Annotated in this window: 19 protein-coding genes; 3 read left to right on the top strand and 16 right to left on the bottom strand. The window is 73.3% G+C overall.

What is annotated here, in order from left to right:
* Positions 1-390: 390 nt before the first annotated feature.
* From cbiE to ACFY2K_RS25315, 14 genes are all read right to left on the bottom strand, one after another.
* Positions 391-1,647 carry a precorrin-6y C5,15-methyltransferase (decarboxylating) subunit CbiE gene (gene cbiE, locus ACFY2K_RS25380; protein ID WP_375890933.1) on the bottom strand — a complete coding sequence of 419 codons (1,257 nt, stop codon included), beginning with the start codon at positions 1,645-1,647 and terminating at the stop codon, positions 391-393.
* A gap of 163 nt (positions 1,648-1,810) precedes the next feature.
* Positions 1,811-2,446, bottom strand: a complete 636-nt coding sequence (locus ACFY2K_RS25375) for a GNAT family N-acetyltransferase (RefSeq protein WP_375890931.1) — start codon at positions 2,444-2,446, stop codon at positions 1,811-1,813.
* 208 nt (positions 2,447-2,654) lie between these two features.
* Positions 2,655-3,479, bottom strand: a complete 825-nt coding sequence (locus ACFY2K_RS25370) for a MetQ/NlpA family ABC transporter substrate-binding protein (RefSeq protein ID WP_375890929.1) — start codon at positions 3,477-3,479, stop codon at positions 2,655-2,657.
* 58 nt (positions 3,480-3,537) lie between these two features.
* Positions 3,538-4,266 (bottom strand): methionine ABC transporter permease, encoded by a 729-nt coding sequence (locus tag ACFY2K_RS25365; protein WP_380529872.1) that lies wholly within the window; start codon positions 4,264-4,266, stop codon positions 3,538-3,540.
* Between the two features lie 5 nt (positions 4,267-4,271).
* Positions 4,272-5,312, bottom strand: coding sequence for a methionine ABC transporter ATP-binding protein (locus ACFY2K_RS25360; protein WP_380529863.1), 1,041 nt, complete (start codon positions 5,310-5,312; stop codon positions 4,272-4,274).
* 548 nt (positions 5,313-5,860) lie between these two features.
* Positions 5,861-6,379 (bottom strand): GNAT family N-acetyltransferase, encoded by a 519-nt coding sequence (locus ACFY2K_RS25355; RefSeq protein ID WP_387714242.1) that lies wholly within the window; start codon positions 6,377-6,379, stop codon positions 5,861-5,863.
* A 250-nt stretch (positions 6,380-6,629) separates the two neighbouring features.
* Positions 6,630-6,887 (bottom strand): hypothetical protein, encoded by a 258-nt coding sequence (locus ACFY2K_RS25350; RefSeq protein ID WP_375890924.1) that lies wholly within the window; start codon positions 6,885-6,887, stop codon positions 6,630-6,632.
* Between the two features lie 108 nt (positions 6,888-6,995).
* Positions 6,996-8,426 carry an argininosuccinate lyase gene (gene argH / locus ACFY2K_RS25345; RefSeq protein WP_375890922.1) on the bottom strand — a complete coding sequence of 477 codons (1,431 nt, stop codon included), beginning with the start codon at positions 8,424-8,426 and terminating at the stop codon, positions 6,996-6,998.
* 130 nt (positions 8,427-8,556) lie between these two features.
* A complete protein-coding gene (locus ACFY2K_RS25340) occupies positions 8,557-9,102 on the bottom strand; it encodes an arginine repressor (protein WP_375890920.1) in 546 nt (181 codons plus the stop codon).
* Positions 9,103-9,125: 23 nt separating this feature from the next.
* A complete protein-coding gene (locus ACFY2K_RS25335) occupies positions 9,126-10,331 on the bottom strand; it encodes an acetylornithine transaminase (protein WP_380529868.1) in 1,206 nt (401 codons plus the stop codon).
* Positions 10,328-11,203 carry an acetylglutamate kinase gene (gene argB, locus ACFY2K_RS25330; protein ID WP_375890951.1) on the bottom strand — a complete coding sequence of 292 codons (876 nt, stop codon included), beginning with the start codon at positions 11,201-11,203 and terminating at the stop codon, positions 10,328-10,330. The genes ACFY2K_RS25335 and argB overlap by 4 nt, the downstream gene beginning before the upstream one ends.
* Positions 11,204-11,366: 163 nt before the next feature.
* A complete protein-coding gene (gene argJ, locus ACFY2K_RS25325; protein ID WP_380529874.1) occupies positions 11,367-12,515 on the bottom strand; it encodes a bifunctional glutamate N-acetyltransferase/amino-acid acetyltransferase ArgJ in 1,149 nt (382 codons plus the stop codon).
* A 17-nt stretch (positions 12,516-12,532) separates the two neighbouring features.
* Complete coding sequence (gene argC / locus ACFY2K_RS25320; protein WP_375890916.1) at positions 12,533-13,561, bottom strand: N-acetyl-gamma-glutamyl-phosphate reductase; 1,029 nt, start codon at positions 13,559-13,561, stop codon at positions 12,533-12,535.
* Between the two features lie 133 nt (positions 13,562-13,694).
* Entirely contained in the window at positions 13,695-14,906 is a 1,212-nt protein-coding gene (locus tag ACFY2K_RS25315; RefSeq protein ID WP_387714238.1) for a methyltransferase, read from the bottom strand.
* A gap of 83 nt (positions 14,907-14,989) precedes the next feature.
* Here ACFY2K_RS25315 and ACFY2K_RS25310 point away from each other — a divergent pair, with 83 nt between their 5' ends.
* Both ACFY2K_RS25310 and ACFY2K_RS25305 read left to right on the top strand, forming a co-directional pair.
* Entirely contained in the window at positions 14,990-15,394 is a 405-nt protein-coding gene (locus ACFY2K_RS25310) for a VOC family protein (protein WP_387714236.1), read from the top strand.
* A gap of 52 nt (positions 15,395-15,446) precedes the next feature.
* Positions 15,447-15,824 carry an RNA-binding S4 domain-containing protein gene (locus ACFY2K_RS25305; RefSeq protein ID WP_375890911.1) on the top strand — a complete coding sequence of 126 codons (378 nt, stop codon included), beginning with the start codon at positions 15,447-15,449 and terminating at the stop codon, positions 15,822-15,824.
* A 77-nt stretch (positions 15,825-15,901) separates the two neighbouring features.
* On the opposite strand, the gene ACFY2K_RS25300 is transcribed toward ACFY2K_RS25305, so the two are convergent.
* On the bottom strand, positions 15,902-16,459 hold the full coding sequence (locus tag ACFY2K_RS25300) for an HD domain-containing protein (protein WP_380592476.1): 558 nt from the start codon (positions 16,457-16,459) through the stop codon (positions 15,902-15,904).
* 138 nt (positions 16,460-16,597) lie between these two features.
* Positions 16,598-17,488, bottom strand: a complete 891-nt coding sequence (locus ACFY2K_RS25295) for an SAM-dependent methyltransferase (protein ID WP_380644527.1) — start codon at positions 17,486-17,488, stop codon at positions 16,598-16,600.
* 219 nt (positions 17,489-17,707) lie between these two features.
* On the opposite strand from ACFY2K_RS25295, the gene ACFY2K_RS25290 reads away from it, so the two are divergent.
* Positions 17,708-18,637 carry a polysaccharide deacetylase family protein gene (locus tag ACFY2K_RS25290; protein ID WP_375890906.1) on the top strand — a complete coding sequence of 310 codons (930 nt, stop codon included), beginning with the start codon at positions 17,708-17,710 and terminating at the stop codon, positions 18,635-18,637.
* The last annotated feature ends 3 nt before the right edge of the window (positions 18,638-18,640 follow it).

Genomic DNA, 18,640 nt, shown 5'->3' with positions numbered 1-18,640 from the left:
GCCCCTCAACCACACGTGGCCGCCGCGCCGTGGCGCTGCGGCCCAAGTCCTTCCGGCGCGCTGCGGCACCCCGGCCCGGGCACCGCCGGTGAAGGCGGTGCACCATCTGAGTCAACGACAACCCGGAGCAACCGGCACGACCGCACCGGACCCTACGGCATTCTCCAGGTCCGGCACGCGGCCCGTCGAATTGCCCACACTCCGAGCGGAACCGGATTGCACCACGTCAAAAAGGTGACAAACCGACCGAATCGGGTGGGTCGTCGGCGGATGGAACCGCCTGGGACGCCACACTACCGGCCCGGCGCGGTGACCTCTCGAATCGGTGTCCGGATGCGACCTGGATCACCGCGCGGTGGGTCCGGCGGCCCCGGCCCGCACCCGAGGCCTTCACACGATCTGCTCACCCCAGAGCAGCAGTGCACCGCCCGCGCCCGCCCCGAGCGCCAGTGCGCCGCCCTCCTCGCCGGCCCGCAGCGGGGTCGACTGCAGCAGCGCGCCGTCCGCGCGGTAGCCGGCCCCGACGATGGCCCGGTGGACCTCCTCGGCCTCGGCGAAGGTCCGGGCCAGCGCCACGAAGCGCTCCGGTCTGCGGGCCAGCACCGCGCGCACCACGTCCAGGCCGCCGGACTCCACCACCGCCGCGTCGGGCTCCGGGAGTCCGCCCAGCACCTCCGGCCCCTGCCCGTACACCGTCTCCACCTCGACCCCGTAGCGGCGGGCGTTGACGGTGAGCCGGGCGCAGGCCGAGCGGGAGGCCTCGACCGCGACCACGGCGGCGCCGAACCGGGCCGCCTCCACCGCGAGGGCGCCGCTGCCCGCGCCGACCGACCAGACCAGGTCGCCGGGACGTGCACCCAGACGGGCCAGCACCAGGGCGCGCACGTGCGCGGGCAGTGCCTCCGACGCGCCCGGCTCGCCCTCCGTGCGCCCGGCGCCCGCGTAGGCGTCGCCGGGGAGCGCCCAGCCGCGTTCCGCGCCGGGGTAGCCCAGCGGGCGCCCCGCCAGCCAGCCGGCCGCCTCGCCGACCGCGCCGGCCTGGGCGCCGCCGCCGATCACCAGCACCACGTTGGGGTCGCGCCAGACGTGGTCGGCGATCCGGTCGGAGGTGAGGACGGTGACGTCCTCCTCCGGGGTGCCGAGGGCCTCGCAGACCACGAAGGTCCGGTGCACCCCGCGCAGCATCAGGGCGAGTTCGCCCGGACCGGCGCCCGGGGCGGTGAGCACGGCGACCTTGGGGTGGGCGCGGCAGATGTTGGCGGCGCGGCGCAGCCGGCCGCCGTGGGCGCTGACCACCTGGGCGTCCTCCCAGGGCATCCCGGCCCGGGCGAAGGCGGTGGCGACGGAGGAGACGGCGGGCAGGACTTCGAGTTCGAGGCCGAACTCGGGGCGGCGCAGGGTGCGCACCACGCCGAAGAAGCCCGGGTCGCCCTCGGCGACCACGACGGCGGCGCCGCGGTGCTCGGCGATCGTGCGGGCGGCCTGCTGGATGTTGCCGAGGGCGATCCGCTCGGCGTCCTCCGGCACCGGGAGGGCGTCCAGTTGGTAGGAGGCTCCGGCGACCAGGGTCGCCGCGGCGAGGGCCGCGCCGGCGGCCTCGGTCAGTGGCGTGCCGTCCCACCCGATGACCGTGATCCGGTCAGCCATCTGCGGCCGTTCTCCCTCGACTCGTTGCGCGACTCCTCGCGCGGCTCGTCGCGCCGGCTGTGCGGCGCCGGTGGAGAGGCTACCGGGTACCGTCCCCCTGAGGTCGACAACTCGCACACATGTCCGCGCCGCGGGGGTGACCAGCGGGGAAGGGCGTGGCGGATCAGTCGCGCAGCACGTAGCGGTGGTCGCCGTGCCAGCCGTCGCGGTGCAGTTCGGGCGACTCCAGGTCCTCCGGGAGGAGGCTCCACAGGATCAGGTCGCTGCGGGTCTCCGCGACGAGCTCCCCGGACTCGCCGCGGACTATCCAGGCGCTGCGCAGCACGCCCTCGCTGATGCCGCCGATCTTCTGGGCGACCTGCTGGGCGGCGGTGTTCCCGGCGGCGGTGCGCAGTTCCAGGCGCAGGAAGTCGCGGTCCTCGAACAGCCACTGGGCGACGCCGAGGACGGCCTCCGGGGCGTAGCCCTCGCCGCGGGCCCAGGCGGCGGTGACGTAGGAGATCTCGGTGCTGCGCAGCCGCCAGTCGGTGTTGCGCAGTTCGACCAGGCCGACCAGGCGCTGGGTGAGGTGCTCGGTGACGGCGAAGACGATGCCGCGGCCGTGGGCGCGGTGGGCGGGGGCGAGGGTGCGGGCGAGCTCGGTCGCGTACTCCTCGGTGAAGGGGTGCGGGAGGTCGGTCCAGGCGAGTACGAGGTCGTCGGCCATCATGGTGGCCAGCCCCGGGGCGTCGTCCTCCGCAAGGGGCCGCAGCAGCAGCCGTTCGGTGCTGATGGCGGTCTCGGGGAAGCTCGCTGCCATGCCGTCTCTCCTCGCCGGGTCGTGAACACAACACCGTACGCCTCCGTCGCGCCCCGGTTGCCATGCGGTGCGCCGCGCGCACGACGGTACGTCAGAACCCGGTCTGCCGTGGTGTCCCTGGTGCATACTGCCCGACCGGGCCCCCGCCGAGGTGCGGCGGGGGCCCGGTCGGGCGTCACAAGGTATGACCGTACGACGATCAGATCGTTCAGAAGGCCGGGATGACCGAACCCTGGAACGTGTCGTTGATGTACTTCTTGACCTCGTCGGAGTGCAGCAGCTCGGCCAGCTTCTTCACCCGCGGGTCGTTCTCCTTGCCCTTCTTGACGGCGATGATGTTGGCGTACGGGTTGCCCTCGGCCTTCTCCAGCACCAGCGCGTCGGTGGCCGGCTTGAGGCCCGAGTCGAGCGCGTAGTTGCCGTTGATCACGGCGGCGTCGAGGTCGGCGATGGAGCGGGGCAGCTGGGCCGCCTCCAGCTCCTTCCACTTGAAGTTCTTCGGGTTGGCCGTCACGTCCGCCGGGGTGGCGGCGGTGCCGGCGCCGTCCTTGAGGGTGATCAGCTTGTTGTCGGCGAGCAGCTTGAGCGCGCGGCCCTCGTTGGTGGCGTCGTTGGGCAGGCCGATGGTGGCGCCGGACGGCAGGTCGCCGATCGACTTGACCTTCTTGGAGTAGACGCCGAGCGGCTCCAGGTGGACCGGCTCGACCGGGACGATGTCCGTGCCGTTCTTCTTGTTGAAGTCGTCCAGGTACGGGACGTGCTGGAAGTAGTTGACGTCGGCCGAACCGTCCTGCACCGCCGTGTTGGGGGTCACGTAGTCGGTGACCTCCTTGATGTCGAGCTTGAGGCCCGCCTTGGCCGCGAGGTTGTCCTGGACGAACTTGAGGATCTGCGCGTGCGGGGTCGGGCTGGCCACGACCTTGAGCGGTGCGTTCGGGTCCGAGGAGGAGGAGCCCGAGCTGCCGCAGGCGGCCAGGGACAGGGCGAGGCCGGCGGTGGCGAGGACACTGGAGAACTTCAGAACGTTGCGCACGAAAAGTGCCTTTCTGCGTGGTGCGGGGAGCCGCGTCCGGAGGTCGGACGAGGGAGGTCTAGGAGGCGACGAGGTCCTCGTCGGGGGTGGTGGCCCGCGGGCGGAGCAGGCGGGTGCGTCCGCCGCCGCGGCCCCGGTCGCCGAGCCGGCGCACGGCGTAGTCGCCGACCAGCTGGATCACCGTGACGATGATCGCGATCTCGGCCACGATGATCCACATGAAGGTGGTCTCGAAGCGCAGGTAGCCGTAGCGGTAGGCGAGGTCGCCGAGGCCGCCGCCGCCGACCGTGCCGGCCATCGCGGAGTAGCCGATCAGGGCGATCACCGTGGTGGTGACGGAGGCCACGATGCCGGGCAGCGCCTCGGGCACGAGCGTCTTGCGCACCAGCGTCCAGGTGCTGCCGCCCATCGCCTGCACCGCCTCGATCAGGCCGCGGTCGACCTCCCGGACGTTGGTCTCCACCAGCCGGGCGAAGAACGGGATGGCGCCGACCGTCAGCGGCACGGTCGCCGCCTGCCAGCCGAGGGAGTTGCCGGTCAGCCAGCGGGTGAAGGAGATCAGCGCGATCATCAGGATGATGAACGGCAGCGACCGGGCCAGGTTCACCACGGCGCCGAGCACCTTGTTCACCGGCTGGTTCTGCAGCGCCCCGCCCTTGGAGGTGAGCACCAGCAGCACCCCGAGCGGCAGGCCGAGCACGACCGTGCAGAGGGTCGCGACACCGACCATCTGGAAGGTCTCCTGGGTGGCCGGCCACATCAGGTCCTGCATCTGGTCCCAGCTCAGGCCGCTCATGCCACCGCTCCGTTCGCCCTGCCGTTGCCGTCCGAATCGATCAGGGCCACTTGCAGACCCTGCTCGCGCAGGTAGCCGATCGGCACCACGTTGTCCTGGTGGCCGCCGGGCAGCTCGACCCGCATCCGGCCGACCATCCGGCCCGCGATCGTCTCCACGGCGGCGCCGAGGATGTTGATGTCGATCTGGTAGGTGCGGGCCAGCTGGGAGACGAAGGGCTGCGCCGGGGCGTCGCCCTGGAAGGTGATCTCCAGCACGGTCGTACCGGGGTGGCCGGTGCCGAACTCGCTCAGCGGGAACAGCTCGCGGGCCAGCTCGGAGCCGGGCTCCGCCAGCAGGTCGGTCAGCTCGCCGGACTCCACCACCCGGCCGCCGCGCATCAGGGCGGCGGAGTCGCAGACGGACTTGATGACGTCCATCTCGTGGGTGATCAGCAGGACCGTCAGGCCCAGCTGCTGGTTGAGGTCGCGCAGCAGCTTGAGGATCGAGCGGGTGGTCTCCGGGTCGAGGGCCGAGGTGGCCTCGTCGGAGAGCAGCACCTTGGGGTCGCCGGCCAGGGCGCGGGCGATGCCCACCCGCTGCTTCTGGCCGCCGGAGAGCTGGTTGGGGTAGCTGCGGGCCTTGTCGCCGAGGCCGACCAGGTCGAGCAGCTCGGCGGCCTTGCGGCGGCGCTGGGTGCGGTCCAGGCCGATGATCTCCAGCGGCAGCTCGACGTTCTGCTGCACCGTACGGGAGGAGAGCAGGTTGAAGTGCTGGAAGACCATGCCGATCCGGCGGCGCGCCTCGCGCAGGTCCTTGCCGGCCCGGTTCTCCCCGCCGGACAGCGCCGTCAGGTCGACCCCGTCCACGGTGACCGTGCCGGAGGTCGGGCGCTCCAGCATGTTCACGCAGCGGATGAGGGTGGACTTGCCGGCACCGCTGGTGCCGACGACTCCGTAGACCTCGCCCGGGCGGACGTGCAGGTCGACGCCGGCGAGGGCGGTCACCTCGCGGCCTCGGGAACGGTAGACCTTCGTCAGGTCCGTGGTGGTGATCACAGGTGCTTCCGTGGGTCGGGGGCGGGCGGCGGTGTCCACCGGCCGACCGGGTCGCGGTCGGCGGTGTCCTGCGACGCCCCGCCAGGGGGATCCGGACCTGCCACCCCTTGATCGTGGCCGTAGAACGACCGGGCCGCGCGACGGCGTGGCCCTAACGAGTCATCGACGGCCGCGGGTGGGCGGGCACGCCGGAGGGGAGGGTTCCGGGAGGAGGGCGCGCTCGCACGGGCGGGAGCGACGCCGGATTCTCGCTTCGGGGCGCGAGGGGGAGGCACCCTCGACGGGGTGCCCGGGGGCGGTGGCCCTCAGCAGTGACACATTCGACGGCACATGGCACGCTCACCTGCCGGCAGCGTGCCGGTGGGGGTCCAGTTCGTCGTCGCAGTCATGTGAGCCAGTAAAACAGATGAGTCGTACAGCGCCCAATTGTTCGACAGGGCTGTCCGCATTGCGGACACGACCCGTGCGGAGCTGGGGGGATACGACTCGACGCCGCCACCGGGGCGTCCGGATGGTGGCGGCGTCGAGGTTGCCGGAGCGGGCGGAGCTCAGGCGGTCGCGGCCAGCGAGGTCCCGGCCAGCGGGGTCGCGGCGGACTTCTCCAGGTGGACGAAGCTCAGTCGGCTGGTCACCCGCTCGACGGCGGTCTGCCGGTAGCCCTGGCGGGCGTAGAGCCGCAGGTTGCCGAGGCTCCGGTGCCCGGTGAACAGCCGGTAGGCCGTCACCGGGTGGGGCGCCTCGGCCATCCGGCGCTCCAGCGCGTCCAGCAGCCGGCCGCCCAGGCCGTGCCGCTGCATCCGGGGGTGGACCACCAGACGCCCTATCCGGCCGATGCCCTCGGCGTCGACGTGGCCGCGGACGGCGCCCACCACCTCGTCGCCCAGCCGGGCGACCAGGACGTGCTGCTCGGTCAGTTCGGCTCGCAGACTCTCCAGGCTCTGGGTCAGGGGCTCGATCGCCCAGTCGCCGTACAGCTCCGCCTCGGGCTGGTAGCCCAGGTACTGGAGCTTGAGGATCTGCTCCGCGTCCTCGGCCGCAGCGGCCGAGATGATCACGCTCATGCCCATGTGGAGGGGCCTCCCCAGTCGTCGTGCCCGGCGCGCAGAGGGTGGCGCGCTCACGCTCAGTATCCGAGCGTATTCGCCACCGTCAAGAGTGACGTTCGCCAGCGTGCTACCCGGGTGTCAGGTTCCCTCAACCTTCGGCGGGGCAGACGTGGCCAGGGTCACGCCGCGCTGGGGGGTGGAGCGAGCGACCGGTGACGGGCGGTGAGCGGCGGGAGCGGGTGTGGGGCGCCCGGGTGAGGCGGGCCCCCGGTCAGGGGTAGCGCTCGGCGTGCAGGAGGAGGCGCAGACAGGCCAGGCAGCGGGACCGGGTGGGGCCGATCGAGCCGCGCGGCATGCCGAGGCGCTCGGAGAGCTCCCGGTAGGTGGGCGGCGGATCCTCGGCGAGGGCGGCGATCAGCTCCGGGCAGCGGCCGGGCAGGGCGGCGACGGTCTCGCGGACCACGCGGCGGCGCTGCTCGGCGAGGTAGACGTCCTCGGCCGAGGGGACGGGAGAAAGGGGGGTGCACACACCGTGCATGACGGGCCCGGGCGGGGCCGGTTACGCCCGGACCGGGGCGCGCACGCGGGAGGGGCGCGACGGTCGGACCGCCGCGCCCCTCCCGCGCTGCTCCAGGGGTCAGCCCTGGGGCTGGGCCCACTCCTGCTGCCGCGCCAGGTCCGCCTTCACCTCGGCGAGCTGGACCGCGACGGCCGAGGGGGCGGTGCCGCCGCGCCCGTCGCGGGCGGCGATGGCGCCGTGCACGCTGAGCACCGTGCGGACCTCGGGGGTCAGGTGCTCGGAGATCGCGGCGAACTGCTCGTCGGTCAGGTCGGACAGTTCGATGCCCTGGGCCTCGCAGGCCTTGACACAGGCTCCGGCCACCTCGTGCGCGACCCGGAACGGCACGCCCTGCTTGACCAGCCACTCGGCGATGTCGGTGGCGAGCGAGAAACCGGCCGGGGCCAGCTCCTCCAGCCGCTCCCGGTGCACCGTCAGGGTGGCCATCATCCCGGTGAACGCGGGCAGCAGCACCTCCAGGGTGTCGCAGGAGTCGAAGACCGGCTCCTTGTCCTCCTGGAGGTCCCGGTTGTAGGCGAGCGGCAGCGCCTTGAGGGTGGCGAGCAGGCCGGTGAGGTTGCCGATCAGGCGGCCGGACTTGCCGCGGGCGAGCTCGGCGATGTCCGGGTTCTTCTTCTGCGGCATGATCGAGGAGCCGGTGGAGAAGGCGTCGTGCAGGGTGATGAAGCCGAACTCCTTGGTGTTCCAGATGATCACCTCCTCCGCGATCCGGGAGAGGTTGATCCCGATCATCGCGGTGACGAAGGCGAACTCGGCGACGAAGTCGCGCGAGGCGGTGCCGTCGATGGAGTTGCCGACCGAGCCGCCCTCGAAGCCGAGGTCGGCGGCGACGGCCTGCGGGTCGAGGCCGAGCGAGGAGCCGGCCAGCGCGCCGGAGCCGTACGGGGAGACGGCGGTGCGGGCGTCCCACTGGCGCAGCCGCTCGGCGTCCCGGCCGAGGGCCTGCACGTGCGCGAGGACGTGGTGGGCGAAGAGCACCGGCTGGGCGTGCTGGAGGTGGGTGCGGCCGGGCATCGCGGTGTCCGGGTGCGCCTCGGCCAGGCCGACCAGGGCGCCCTGGAGGTCGAGCAGCAGGCCGCCGATGGTCCTGGCGTGGTCGCGCAGGTACATCCGGAACAGGGTGGCGATCTGGTCGTTGCGCGAGCGCCCGGCCCGCAGCTTGCCGCCGAGGTCGGCGCCGAGGCGCTCCAGCAGCCCCCGCTCCAGGGCGGTGTGGACGTCCTCGTCGGCGACGGTGCCGACGAAGGTCCCGGCCTCGACGTCGGCGAGCAGCCGGTCGAGGCCGGCCAGCATGCCGGCCAGCTCCTCGTCGGAGAGCAGGCCCGCCTTGTGCAGCACCCGGGCGTGGGCCTTGGAGCCGGCGATGTCGTAGGGGGCGAGCCGCCAGTCGAAGTGGACCGAGGCGGAGAGCCTGGCCAGCGCCTCGGACGGGCCGTCGGCGAAGCGCGCGCCCCAGAGGCGGACGTCGGAGGACTGCTGGGCGGTCATCGCGGTGGCTCCTTCACACATGTGCAGTGGGTGGCATAAGTATGCATCACTCCGTATGGAACACAAAACCCCGGTCGAAGGGGATCCTTCGACCGGGGCTGTGGTTGCCGGGGCTGTGGCTGCCGCGGCCCTACTGCGCCTTGGCCTGGGCGAGTTGCATGAGGTGGTCGGCCAGCGCCTGGCCGCCCGCCGGGTCCCGGCTGATCAGCAGCACGGTGTCGTCGCCCGCGATGGTGCCGATGATCTCGAAGACCTCGGCCTGGTCGATCGCCGAGGCGAGGAACTGCGCGGCGCCCGGCGGGGTGCGCAGCACGACCAGGTTGCCGGAGGCCGTCGCGGAGACCATCAGCTCGCCCGCCAGCCGGGCCATCCGGCCTTCGCTGGCCGACTCCCCCATCGGTGCGCGCGGGGTGCGGTCGCCGCCCTCGGCGGGGACGGCGTAGATCAGCGCGCCGTCCCGGTTGCGGATCTTGACCGCGCCCAGCTCGTCCAGGTCCCGGGAGAGGGTGGCCTGGGTGACCACGAGTCCGTCGTCGGCGAGCAGCTTGGCGAGCTGGCTCTGCGAACGCACGGGCTGGCGGGTGAGCAGGTCCACGATCCGCCGGTGGCGCGCGGTGCGGGTCTGCGGGACCTGCGGCGTCGGGCCGGCGGCGGAGCCGGAGCGGGAATCGGTCATGTGATTATTCTCCCGGACGATGGTCAACTCGCATCGGCCGGGGCGCTCTCGCGCACCGTTCGGAGGATCTCCGGCAGGGCCGCGAGGAAGGCGTCCGCCTCCTGCTCGCTCAGCACCAGCGGCGGCGCCAGCCGTACGGCGTCCGGGACGGCCGCGTTGACGAGGAAGCCCGCCTGCTGGGCGACCGCCTGGACCCGGGCCGAGAGCGGCCGGGTCAGCACGATGCCGAGCAGCAGTCCGGCCCCGCGCACGTGCGAGACCAGCGGGTCGCCGAGCGCCTCGACGCCGTGCCGCAGCCGGTCGCCGATCTTGCGGACGTGCTCCAGCAGGCCCTCGGACTCGATGGTGTCCAGCACCGCGAGCCCGGCCGCGGCGGCCACCGGGTTGCCGCCGAAGGTGGTGCCGTGCTGGCCCGGGGTGAGCAGCTCGGCGGCCGGGCCGAAGGCCAGCACCGCGCCCATCGGCAGGCCGCCGCCGAGCGCCTTGGCCAGGGTGACCACGTCCGGCTCGACGCCCTCGCAGGCCTGGTGGGCGTACCAGTACCCGGTCCGGCCGATGCCGGTCTGGATCTCGTCCAGGACCAGCAGGGTGCCGGTGGCCCGGGTGATCTCGCGGGCGGCCCTCAGGTAGCCGTCGGGCAGCGGGATCGCGCCGTTCTCGCCCTGGATCGGCTCCAGGAAGACGGCGGCGGTGTCGGTGGTGACGGCCGCGCGCAGCGCCTCGACGTCGCCGAACGGGACGTGGGTGACGTCACCGGGCAGCGGGCGGAACGGCGCCTGCTTGGCGGGCTGGCCGGTGAGCGCGAGGGCGCCCATGGTCCGGCCGTGGAAGGCGCCCTGGAGGGCGACCAGGTGGGTGCGGCCGGTCCGTCGGCTGATCTTGAAGGCGGCCTCGTTGGCCTCGGCGCCGGAGTTGCAGAAGAACACCCGGCCGCCCTCCCGGCCGTCCAGCGCCAGCAGCCGCTCGGCGAGCGCGATGGTCGGCTCGGCCATGAAGAGGTTGGAGACGTGGCCGAGGGTGGCGATCTGCCGGCTGACCGCCTCGACCACGGCCGGGTGGGCGGTGCCGAGGGCGTTGACGGCGATGCCGCCGAGCAGGTCGGTGTACTCCTTGCCGTCGGCGTCCCAGAGCTTGACGCCCTCGCCGCGCACCAGCGGGATCCGGGGGGTGCCGTAGTTGTCGGTGAAGGCGTGCTGCCACCGGTCGGTGAGCTGCTCGTTGTGCGTCATGCCAGTCCCCCGGTCACGGTCGGCTCGTCGTCCGGCACGACCATCGTGCCGATGCCCTCGTCGGTGAAGATCTCCAGCAGCAGGCTGTGCTGCACCCGGCCGTCCAGGACGCGGGCGGTGCCCACGCCGGAGCGGACGGCGCGCAGGCAGCCCTCCATCTTGGGGAGCATGCCGCTGGCCAGGCCCGGCAGCAGTGCGTCCAGTTCGCTCGCGTTGAGCTGGCTGATCACGTCGTCGGAGTTCGGCCAGTCCTTGTACAGGCCCTCGACGTCGGTCAGCACCACCAGCATCTCGGCGCCGAGCGAGACCGCCAGGGCGGAGGCGGCGGTGTCGGCGTTGATGTTGTAGACGTGGCCGTCGGCACCGCGGGCGATCGAGGAGATGACCGGGATCCGGCCGTCCGCGATCAGTGCCTTCACGGCGCCGGCCTCGATGTTGACGATGTCGCCGACCAGGCCGATGTCGACCTGCTCGCCGTCCACCACGGCGTAGCGCTTGACCGCCGTCATGGTGTGGGCGTCCTCGCCGGTCATGCCGACGGCGAACGGGCCGTGCTCGTTGAGCAGGCCGACCAGCTCGCGCTGCACCTGGCCGGCCAGCACCATCCGGACCACGTCCATGGTCTCGGGGGTGGTGACCCGCAGGCCGTTGGTGAAGCTGGACTCCAGGCCCAGCCGGTCCAGTTGGGCGCTGATCTGCGGGCCGCCGCCGTGCACCACGACGGGGTGCAGTCCGGCGTAGCGGAGGAAGACGACGTCCTGGGCGAAGGCCGCCTTGAGGCTCTCGTCGACCATGGCGTTGCCGCCGAACTTGATCACGATGGTCTTGCCGTGGAAGCGCTCCAGCCAGGGCAGCGCCTCGATCAGCGTCATGGCCTTGGGCAACGCGGTGTTGTTGCGGGCCTGTTCGCCCTTGGGTGCGATCTGCACGGGATTCCCTCGTCGATGGGGGTCCCCCCGGCCGCAGGCGGGGGGAGGATGTCGCGGATCGGCGGCCCGGCCGCTCGGCGGTGCGGCCGGGCCCGGGTGCCGCGGCTCAGCTGGAGTAGGCGCTGTTCTCGTGGACGTAGTCGGCGGTGAGGTCGTTGGTCCACAGCGAGGCGCTCGCCGTACCGGCGTTGAGGTTCGCGGTGATGACGACGTCACGGCCCTTCATGTCCACCAGGTCGCGGTCCTCGCCGACGCCGCCGTCCTGGCAGACCCAGACGCCGTTGATGGCGACGTCGAGCCGGTCCGGCTCGAAGGTGGCGGAGGTGGTGCCGATCGCGGACAGCACCCGGCCCCAGTTGGGGTCCTCGCCGTGGATGGCGCACTTGAGCAGGTTGTTGCGGCTGATCGTCCGGGCGACCTCGACGGCCTCGTCCTCGGTGGCCGCGCCGGTGACGTCGATCCGGATGTCCTTGCTGGCGCCCTCGGCGTCGCCGATCAGCTGGCGGGCCAGGTCGGCGCTGACGGTGCGGACGGCCTCGGCGAACTCGGCCGCGTCCGGGGCGGTGCCGGAGGCGCCGGAGGCCAGCAGCAGCACGGTGTCGTTGGTCGACATGCAGCCGTCGGAGTCGATCCGGTCGAAGGTGGTGCGGGTGGCGCCGCGCAGGGCGGCGTCCAGGGCGGCGCTGTCCAGGTCGGCGTCGGTGGTGAGCACGACCAGCATGGTGGCCAGGCTCGGGGCGAGCATGCCCGCGCCCTTGGCCATGCCGCCGACCGTCCAGCCCGCCGGGCTGGTGACCTGCGCGGTCTTGTGCACGGTGTCGGTGGTCTTGATGGCGATCGCGGCGGACTCGCCGCCGGTCTCGCTGAGCTCCCGGGCGGCCAGGGCGACACCGGGCAGCAGCACGTCCATCGGCAGCCGGACGCCGATCAGGCCGGTGGAGGCGACGGCGACCTCGCCGGCGCTGAGGTCCAGCTCGGCGGCGACCTTCTCCGCGGTGGCGTGGGTGTCCTGGAAGCCGGCCGGGCCGGTACAGGCGTTGGCACCACCGGAGTTGAGGACGACGGCGGAGACCCGGCCGCCCTTGAGGACCTGCTGGGACCAGAGCACGGGCGCGGCCTTGACCCGGTTGGCGGTGAAGACGCCGGCCGCGGCGTACGAGGGGCCGTCGTTGACCACCAGGGCGAGGTCCGGGGTGCCGGAGGCCTTGATGCCCGCGGTCACGCCGGCGGCCCGGAAGCCCTTGGCGGCGGTCACGCCGGTGTCGGGGGTGGTCACGGTGCGACTCCGTTCAGGGGAAGGCCCAGCTCCTCGGGCAGGCCGAGGGCGATGTTCATGCTCTGCACCGCGCCGCCCGCGGTGCCCTTGACCAGGTTGTCGATCGCGCTGATCGCGACGATCCGCCCGGCGGTGGCGTCCAGGGCGACCTGGACCAGGGCGGTGTTGGCGCCGTAGACGCTGCTGGTCTGCGGCCACTGCCCCTCGGGCAGCAGGTGGACGAAGGGCTCGTCGGCGAAGGCCTCGGCGTACGCGGCGCGCAGCTCCTCGGCGCTCACGCCCGGCTTGGCCTTGGCGGAGCAGGTGGCGAGGATGCCGCGCGGCATCGGGACGAGGGTGGGGGTGAAGGAGACGGTCAGCGGCTCGCCGGCCAGCGGGGTGAGGTTCTGCACCATCTCCGGGGTGTGCCGGTGCACGCCGCCGACGCCGTACGGGCTGACGCTGCCCATCACCTCGCTGCCCAGCAGGTGGGTCTTGGCGGCCTTGCCGGCGCCGGAGGTGCCGGAGGCGGCGACCACCACGGCCTCCGGCTCGGCGAGGCCGGCCGCGTAGGCCGGGAACAGCGCCAGGGAGACGGCCGTCGGGTAGCAGCCGGGCACGGCGATCCGGTTGCTGCCCTTCAACGCGTCGCGGTGGCCGGGGAGTTCGGGCAGGCCGTAGGGCCAGGTTCCGGCGTGGGCGGAGCCGTAGAACTGCTCCCAGTCGGCGGCGGCCTTGAGCCGGAAGTCGGCGCCGCAGTCGATCACCAGGACGTTCTGGCCGAGGGCCTCGGCGACGGCGGCGGACTGGCCGTGCGGCAGCGCCAGGAACACCACGTCGTGGTCGGCCAGCACCTCGGGGGTGGTGGGTTCGAGCACACGGTCGGCCAGCGGGATCAGGTGCGGCTGCAGCGCGCCGAGCCTGGTGCCCGCGTTCGAGCCGCCGGTCAGCGCCCCGATCTCCACCTCCGGGTGGCCGAGCAGCAGGCGCAGCACCTCACCGCCCGCGTACCCGCTCGCGCCGGCGACGGCGACTCGCAAAGCCATGGCTTCCTCCTTGGTCGTGGCATGAATATACGCGGGAGGGAAAATCCATGCAAGGCTGAGCCCGGCACCCCCGGGCTCCCCGCCGGTGCGACCGGCCCGGGCACCGGCGGACCGTGCCGCCGACGGCCCCCGGTCAGCGCTTCACGGCTCGCAGCACCACGAACTTCGGGTTCCCCGCGACGAGTTGGCAGTTGCCGAACAGCTTGCGCAGCTTGACGTGGTAGCCGAGGTGACGGTTGCCGACCACCCACAGCTCACCGCCGGGCCGCAGCGCCCGCCGGGCGCCGGTGAACATCCGCCAGGCGGTGGCGTCGGTGGTGGCCTGGTGGGAGTGGAACGGCGGGTTGTTGAGCACCAGGTCCACCGAGCCCGGGGCGAACACCGCCGGGTCGAGCGCGTCGGCGGTGCGGAACTCGGCCGGGGCGTCCGGGCCCAGGTTGGCGCGGAAGGTCTCCTCGGCGGAGGCCACCGCCTGGTGGGACTCGTCCACGAACACCAGCTCCGCGCCCGGCCCGGCCAGCGCGGCCGCGGTGCCGACCACGCCGTTGCCGCAGCCGAGGTCCACCACCCGGTCGCCCGGGGCGGGCGTGGGCAGGTGGGCCAGGAAGAACCGGGTGCCGATGTCGAGCCGTTCGGCACAGAACGTGCCCGCGTGGTTGACCACGGTGCGCCCGGCGGCGGGGCCGATGTCCGGCGGCAGCGCGTAGCGGTGCGGCCACGGGCTGGGGCCGGGGTCGAGCGCCGGGTCGGGGGTGCAGAAGATCAGCCGGGCCTTGCGGACGGCCAGCGAGGTGCGGGTCGGGCCGAGCACCTTCTCGAACAGCTGCAGGGTGGAGGTGTGGATCTCGGCGACCATGCCGGTGCCGATCACCACCGTGCCGGGGTGGAGGGCCGGGGCGAGCCGGTGCAGCTGGTCCTCCAGCAGGGCCAGGCTCTTGGGCACCCGCACCAGCAGGACGTCGATGCGCTCCGGCGGGGTGTCCCGGGTCGTGCGCAGCCGCTCCTCGTCGACGGCGGCGCCGGCCCGGGCGAGGTTCTCCCGGGTGGCCTGCCGGCCGAGGTGGGAGTCGCTGATCTGGACCGGTCCGTACGGTGCCAGCGCGGTGGCCAGCGCGCCCCAGCGGTCGCCGAGGACGGCGATCCGGCGGCCGGCCAGCTCGGTGGCGGCGCCGTCGGCGCTGTCGGCCTCGCCGGCGAGGTGGCGCAGCAGGTACTCGTCGGCGGCGTCCCAGGCCCGCAGCCGCTCGCGGGGGTCCGCGGGGAAGCGGGTGAGGTCGAGGGAGCCCCAGGGGGTCGCGAAGGCGGTGGCCGAGGGTGACGAAGCGGGCGTGGTCTGCGGATTCATCGTGTTCTCAGGCTATCCGAAGGTCCGCCGGGGAACGGTTTCGGGCAGATACTGGAAGAGCCCGACCGAGAGGGGTGAGGGCGATGGACTGGAAGCTCGAAGTCGTGGTGGTCCCGGTGTCGGACGTGGACCGCGCGAAGCTCTTCTACGAGGAGCAGGCCGGCTTCACCGTGGACCACGACACCCGCCTGCGCGACGGGGTCCGGGTGGTCCAGCTGACTCCCCCCGGCTCACGCTGCTCGATCGTGGTCGGCGCCGGGGTGATCGAGTCGCCGCCCGGCTCGGTGAAGGGCCTCCAACTGGTGGTGCGGGACATCGAGAAGGCCCACGCGGAGCTCACCGCGCGGGGCGTGGTGGTCAGCCCCGTCCAGCACTTCGTGGCCGGAGCCCGGGTGAACGGGCACGGCGAGGCCTGGAACAACTTCGTGTTCTTCAACGACCCGGACGGCAACGGCTGGGCCGTCCAGGAAGTCCCCCTCGCGGCCTAGGGCCGGTCCGGGCCGAGCCCGGACCGGACCTCGGCGTGGGTAGGCTCGCGGGATGGCTGAGGAACAGGGAAGCGTGCGGGTGGACGTCTGGATCTGGTCGGTCCGGCTGGCCAGGACGCGTGCGCTGGCGGCGGCGGCCTGCAAGGCCGGGCATGTCCGGGTGAACGGCGAGCGGGCCAAGCCGGCGCAGACCCTCAGGCCCGGGGACGAGGTCCGGGTCCGCGAGGAGGGGTACGAGCGGGTCGTCGTGGTGACCAAGCCGATCCGCAAGCGGGTCGGCGCCCCGGTCGCGGCGGAGTGCCTGGTCGACAACAGTCCGCCGCGGCCGCCGCGCGAGTTCGTGGCCCCGACCTTCGAACGGGACCGCGGCGCGGGGCGCCCGACCAAGCGGGAGCGCCGCGACCTGGACCAGCTGCGCGGCGGGCGGTAGCCGCTCGCACGGGGAAGGGCCCCACCCGGCGGCGGTGTCGCCGCGGAACCCCACACCGCCCGCCGCGCGCTGTCGCGTCAATTCCTCCCGGTACGCACCGGATGCGCGGCCTGCAGGGCGAGCCGCCGCGGGGCGTCCTCGCCGATCCGGGTGAGCAGGTCGTCCAGGGCGAGGAAGGCCTCCCAGCGCTCGCGGCCGGTGGCGGCGGCCAGCCGCTCGACCACCCGGTCCTCCAGGTCGCGGACCCGCTGGTTCTTCCAGGCCTTGTCGGCCAGGCTGACCAGCAGGTCCTCGGTGGTGGTGCCGGGCTCGCCCCAGCTCGCGTGGGTGCGGGCGAAGCGGGCCAGTTCCTCGGGGACGCCGCGGGCCGACAGCAGGGCGTGGCCCGCGGGTTCGTGCGCGGAGCCCGGGCCCGAGAGCTCCTCGGGGTGGACGACCTTGCCGATGTCGTGGGTGGCGGCGCCGTAGCGGACGGCGTGGTGGTCGAAGGCCAGGCCCTCGGCGGCGCAGAACTCGACGACCTGCTCGGCGACCTGGTGCACCAGCGCGAGGTGGGCGACCAGTCGGGGCGGGGCGTCGACGCTCCGCAGCAGTTCGGCGACGTCGGTGGGCAGCGGCGGCAGGTCGGTGGTCACGCCGCAGGGTAGCCGGGAGGGTGAGGGATTGTCAGTGCCCGGACGTAGTCTGCTCGGTGTGGGGCGGCCGGCCCCCGGCGCCGGAGGGGGGCGCCGGGGCCGGCCGTCGTCACGGACCCACGAGTGGGCCGGGTCCGGTCACGGCTTGAGGGCGACACCGGCGTAGGCGGAGACGTCCTGCCAGCCCTCGGGCAGTTCGGTGGTGCGCAGGTGGCCCGCGGTGGGGCGCCAGAGCGGGAGTTGGACGAGGCCGGGGCCGACGAACTCGAAGTCCCCGAAGAAGGGTTCGACACCGGCCCGGGGCCGCAGGACCAGCGGCGCACTGGCGCTCCGGTAGATCCGGGTGCCCTCGGCGGCGCTCTCGCGGGAGGCGAAGTCGGGGCTGCCGTGGGAGAGGATCAGGGCGCTGCCGGGGGCGAGCACCTCGCGCAGGGTGCGGACGATCTGCTGGGCGCCCTCCTCGTCGCGTATGAAGTGCAGGACGGCGACGAGCATCAGCGCGACGGGCTGGGACAGGTCGATGGCGGCGCCCAGCGCGGGGTGGCGCAGGATCGCCTCCGGGTCGCGCAGGTCGGCCTCGATGACCGAGGTGTGCCCGGCCGGGTGCCCGGCCAGCAGGGCGCGGGCGTGGGTGGCGACGATCGGGTCGTTGTCGACGTAGACGACCCGGGCGTCCGGGGCGACCCGCTGGGCGACCTCGTTGGTGGAGCCGACGGTCGGGATGCCGGTGCCGATGTCGACGAACTGGCGGATCCCCCGGCCCGCCGCGAACTCGACGGCCCGGCCCAGGAACTGGCGGTTGGTGCGGGCCAGCAGCGGCAGCGCCGGGTAGGCGGCGATGGCGGCCTGGGCGGCCTGGCGGTCGGCCTCGAAGTTGTCCTTGCCGCCCAGGTAGTAGTCGTACATCCGGGCGGTGTGCGGGATGCCGGTGTCGAGCTCGCTCGGCGGCTGCCAGTCGTCCGCTCTGGCCCACTCCCAGCCGGTGCGGGTGTCCTGGTCGACGGCCGCGGTGTCCTCGTGGTGCATCATGTTCCGCCCCCAATGCGCAATGCCGGAATGTGCCTACTGCCCCGTAACACGCGGTGCGCGGTGATCGTATCCAACGACACGCCGTGGAAACAGCGGGAGTTCAGGTTCCTGCAACACCCGGAAGACGGAGTGTGTGCACGTCAAAGACGGTGCGCCGGACGGCGTCGGACGGCGCTGCCGGATCGCCGGGAGGGTCCGTCCTCTCTATGCTGGCTGCCGATGACTGCCGACCGCCGCACCGTACTGCGCACCGCCGCCAAGCTGGCCGCCCTGTCCGCCGCCGGCGGACTCCTCACCTCCTGCGGCAGCGGCACGCCCCGCCGGGCCGACACCGGGACGCTCGCCGCGCACCCCGGCAGTGTCGACCCGCAGCACACCACCGACCCGGCCTGGAACGGCGGCGAGGGGCCCGCCTCCCCCGCCCCGACCACCCCGGGCGCCGCGGGCGAGCCGCAGCCCGGCGGCGAACCGACCCCGGCCGCCGCCCAGGCCTCGGCGCCGGCCTCCGCACCGCCGACCCCGCCCGTCCTGACGCCGCTGGCGGCCGGCACCCCGTACGAGGTGGTGTACGGGCCGCGCACCGGCAAGAACGTGGCGCTCACCGTCCACGGCAGCGGCGACCCGAAGCTCGCCACCACCCTGCTGGAGGCCGCCGAGCAGCGCGGCGTCAAGCTGACCGTGATGGCGGTCGGCAGCTGGCTGGACCAGCAGCCGCAGATGGCCCGGCGGATCCTGGACGGCGGCCACGAACTGGGCAACCACACCCAGAACCACCTCAACATCTCCGCGATGACACCGGACCAGGCCCGTGCCGAGATCGCCCAGTGCGCCGACCGGCTGACGAGGCTGACCGGCTCGATGGGCCGCTGGTTCCGCCCCTCCGCCGCGCAGTACGCCACCTCGATGGTGCGCGACCAGGCCAAGGCCGTCGGCTACGAGCACGTGCTGTCCTTCGACGTCGATCCGCGGGACTACAACGACCCGAGCGCCGCCGAGCTCCAGCGCCGGGTGCTGGGCTCGGTGCGCGGCGGCTCGGTGGTGGCCCTGCACATGGGGCACCAGTGCACCATCGACGCGCTGCCCGCGATCCTGGACGGGCTGGCCAAGGCGGGGCTCAAGCCTGTCACCGCCAGCCAGCTGTGTGCGTGACCG

The organism is Kitasatospora sp. NPDC001309 (assembly GCF_042896295.1).
Taxonomy (GTDB): domain Bacteria; phylum Actinomycetota; class Actinomycetes; order Streptomycetales; family Streptomycetaceae; genus Kitasatospora.
Note: the sequence above shows the minus strand (reverse complement) of the source record. Positions and strands in the feature narration are given on the sequence as shown.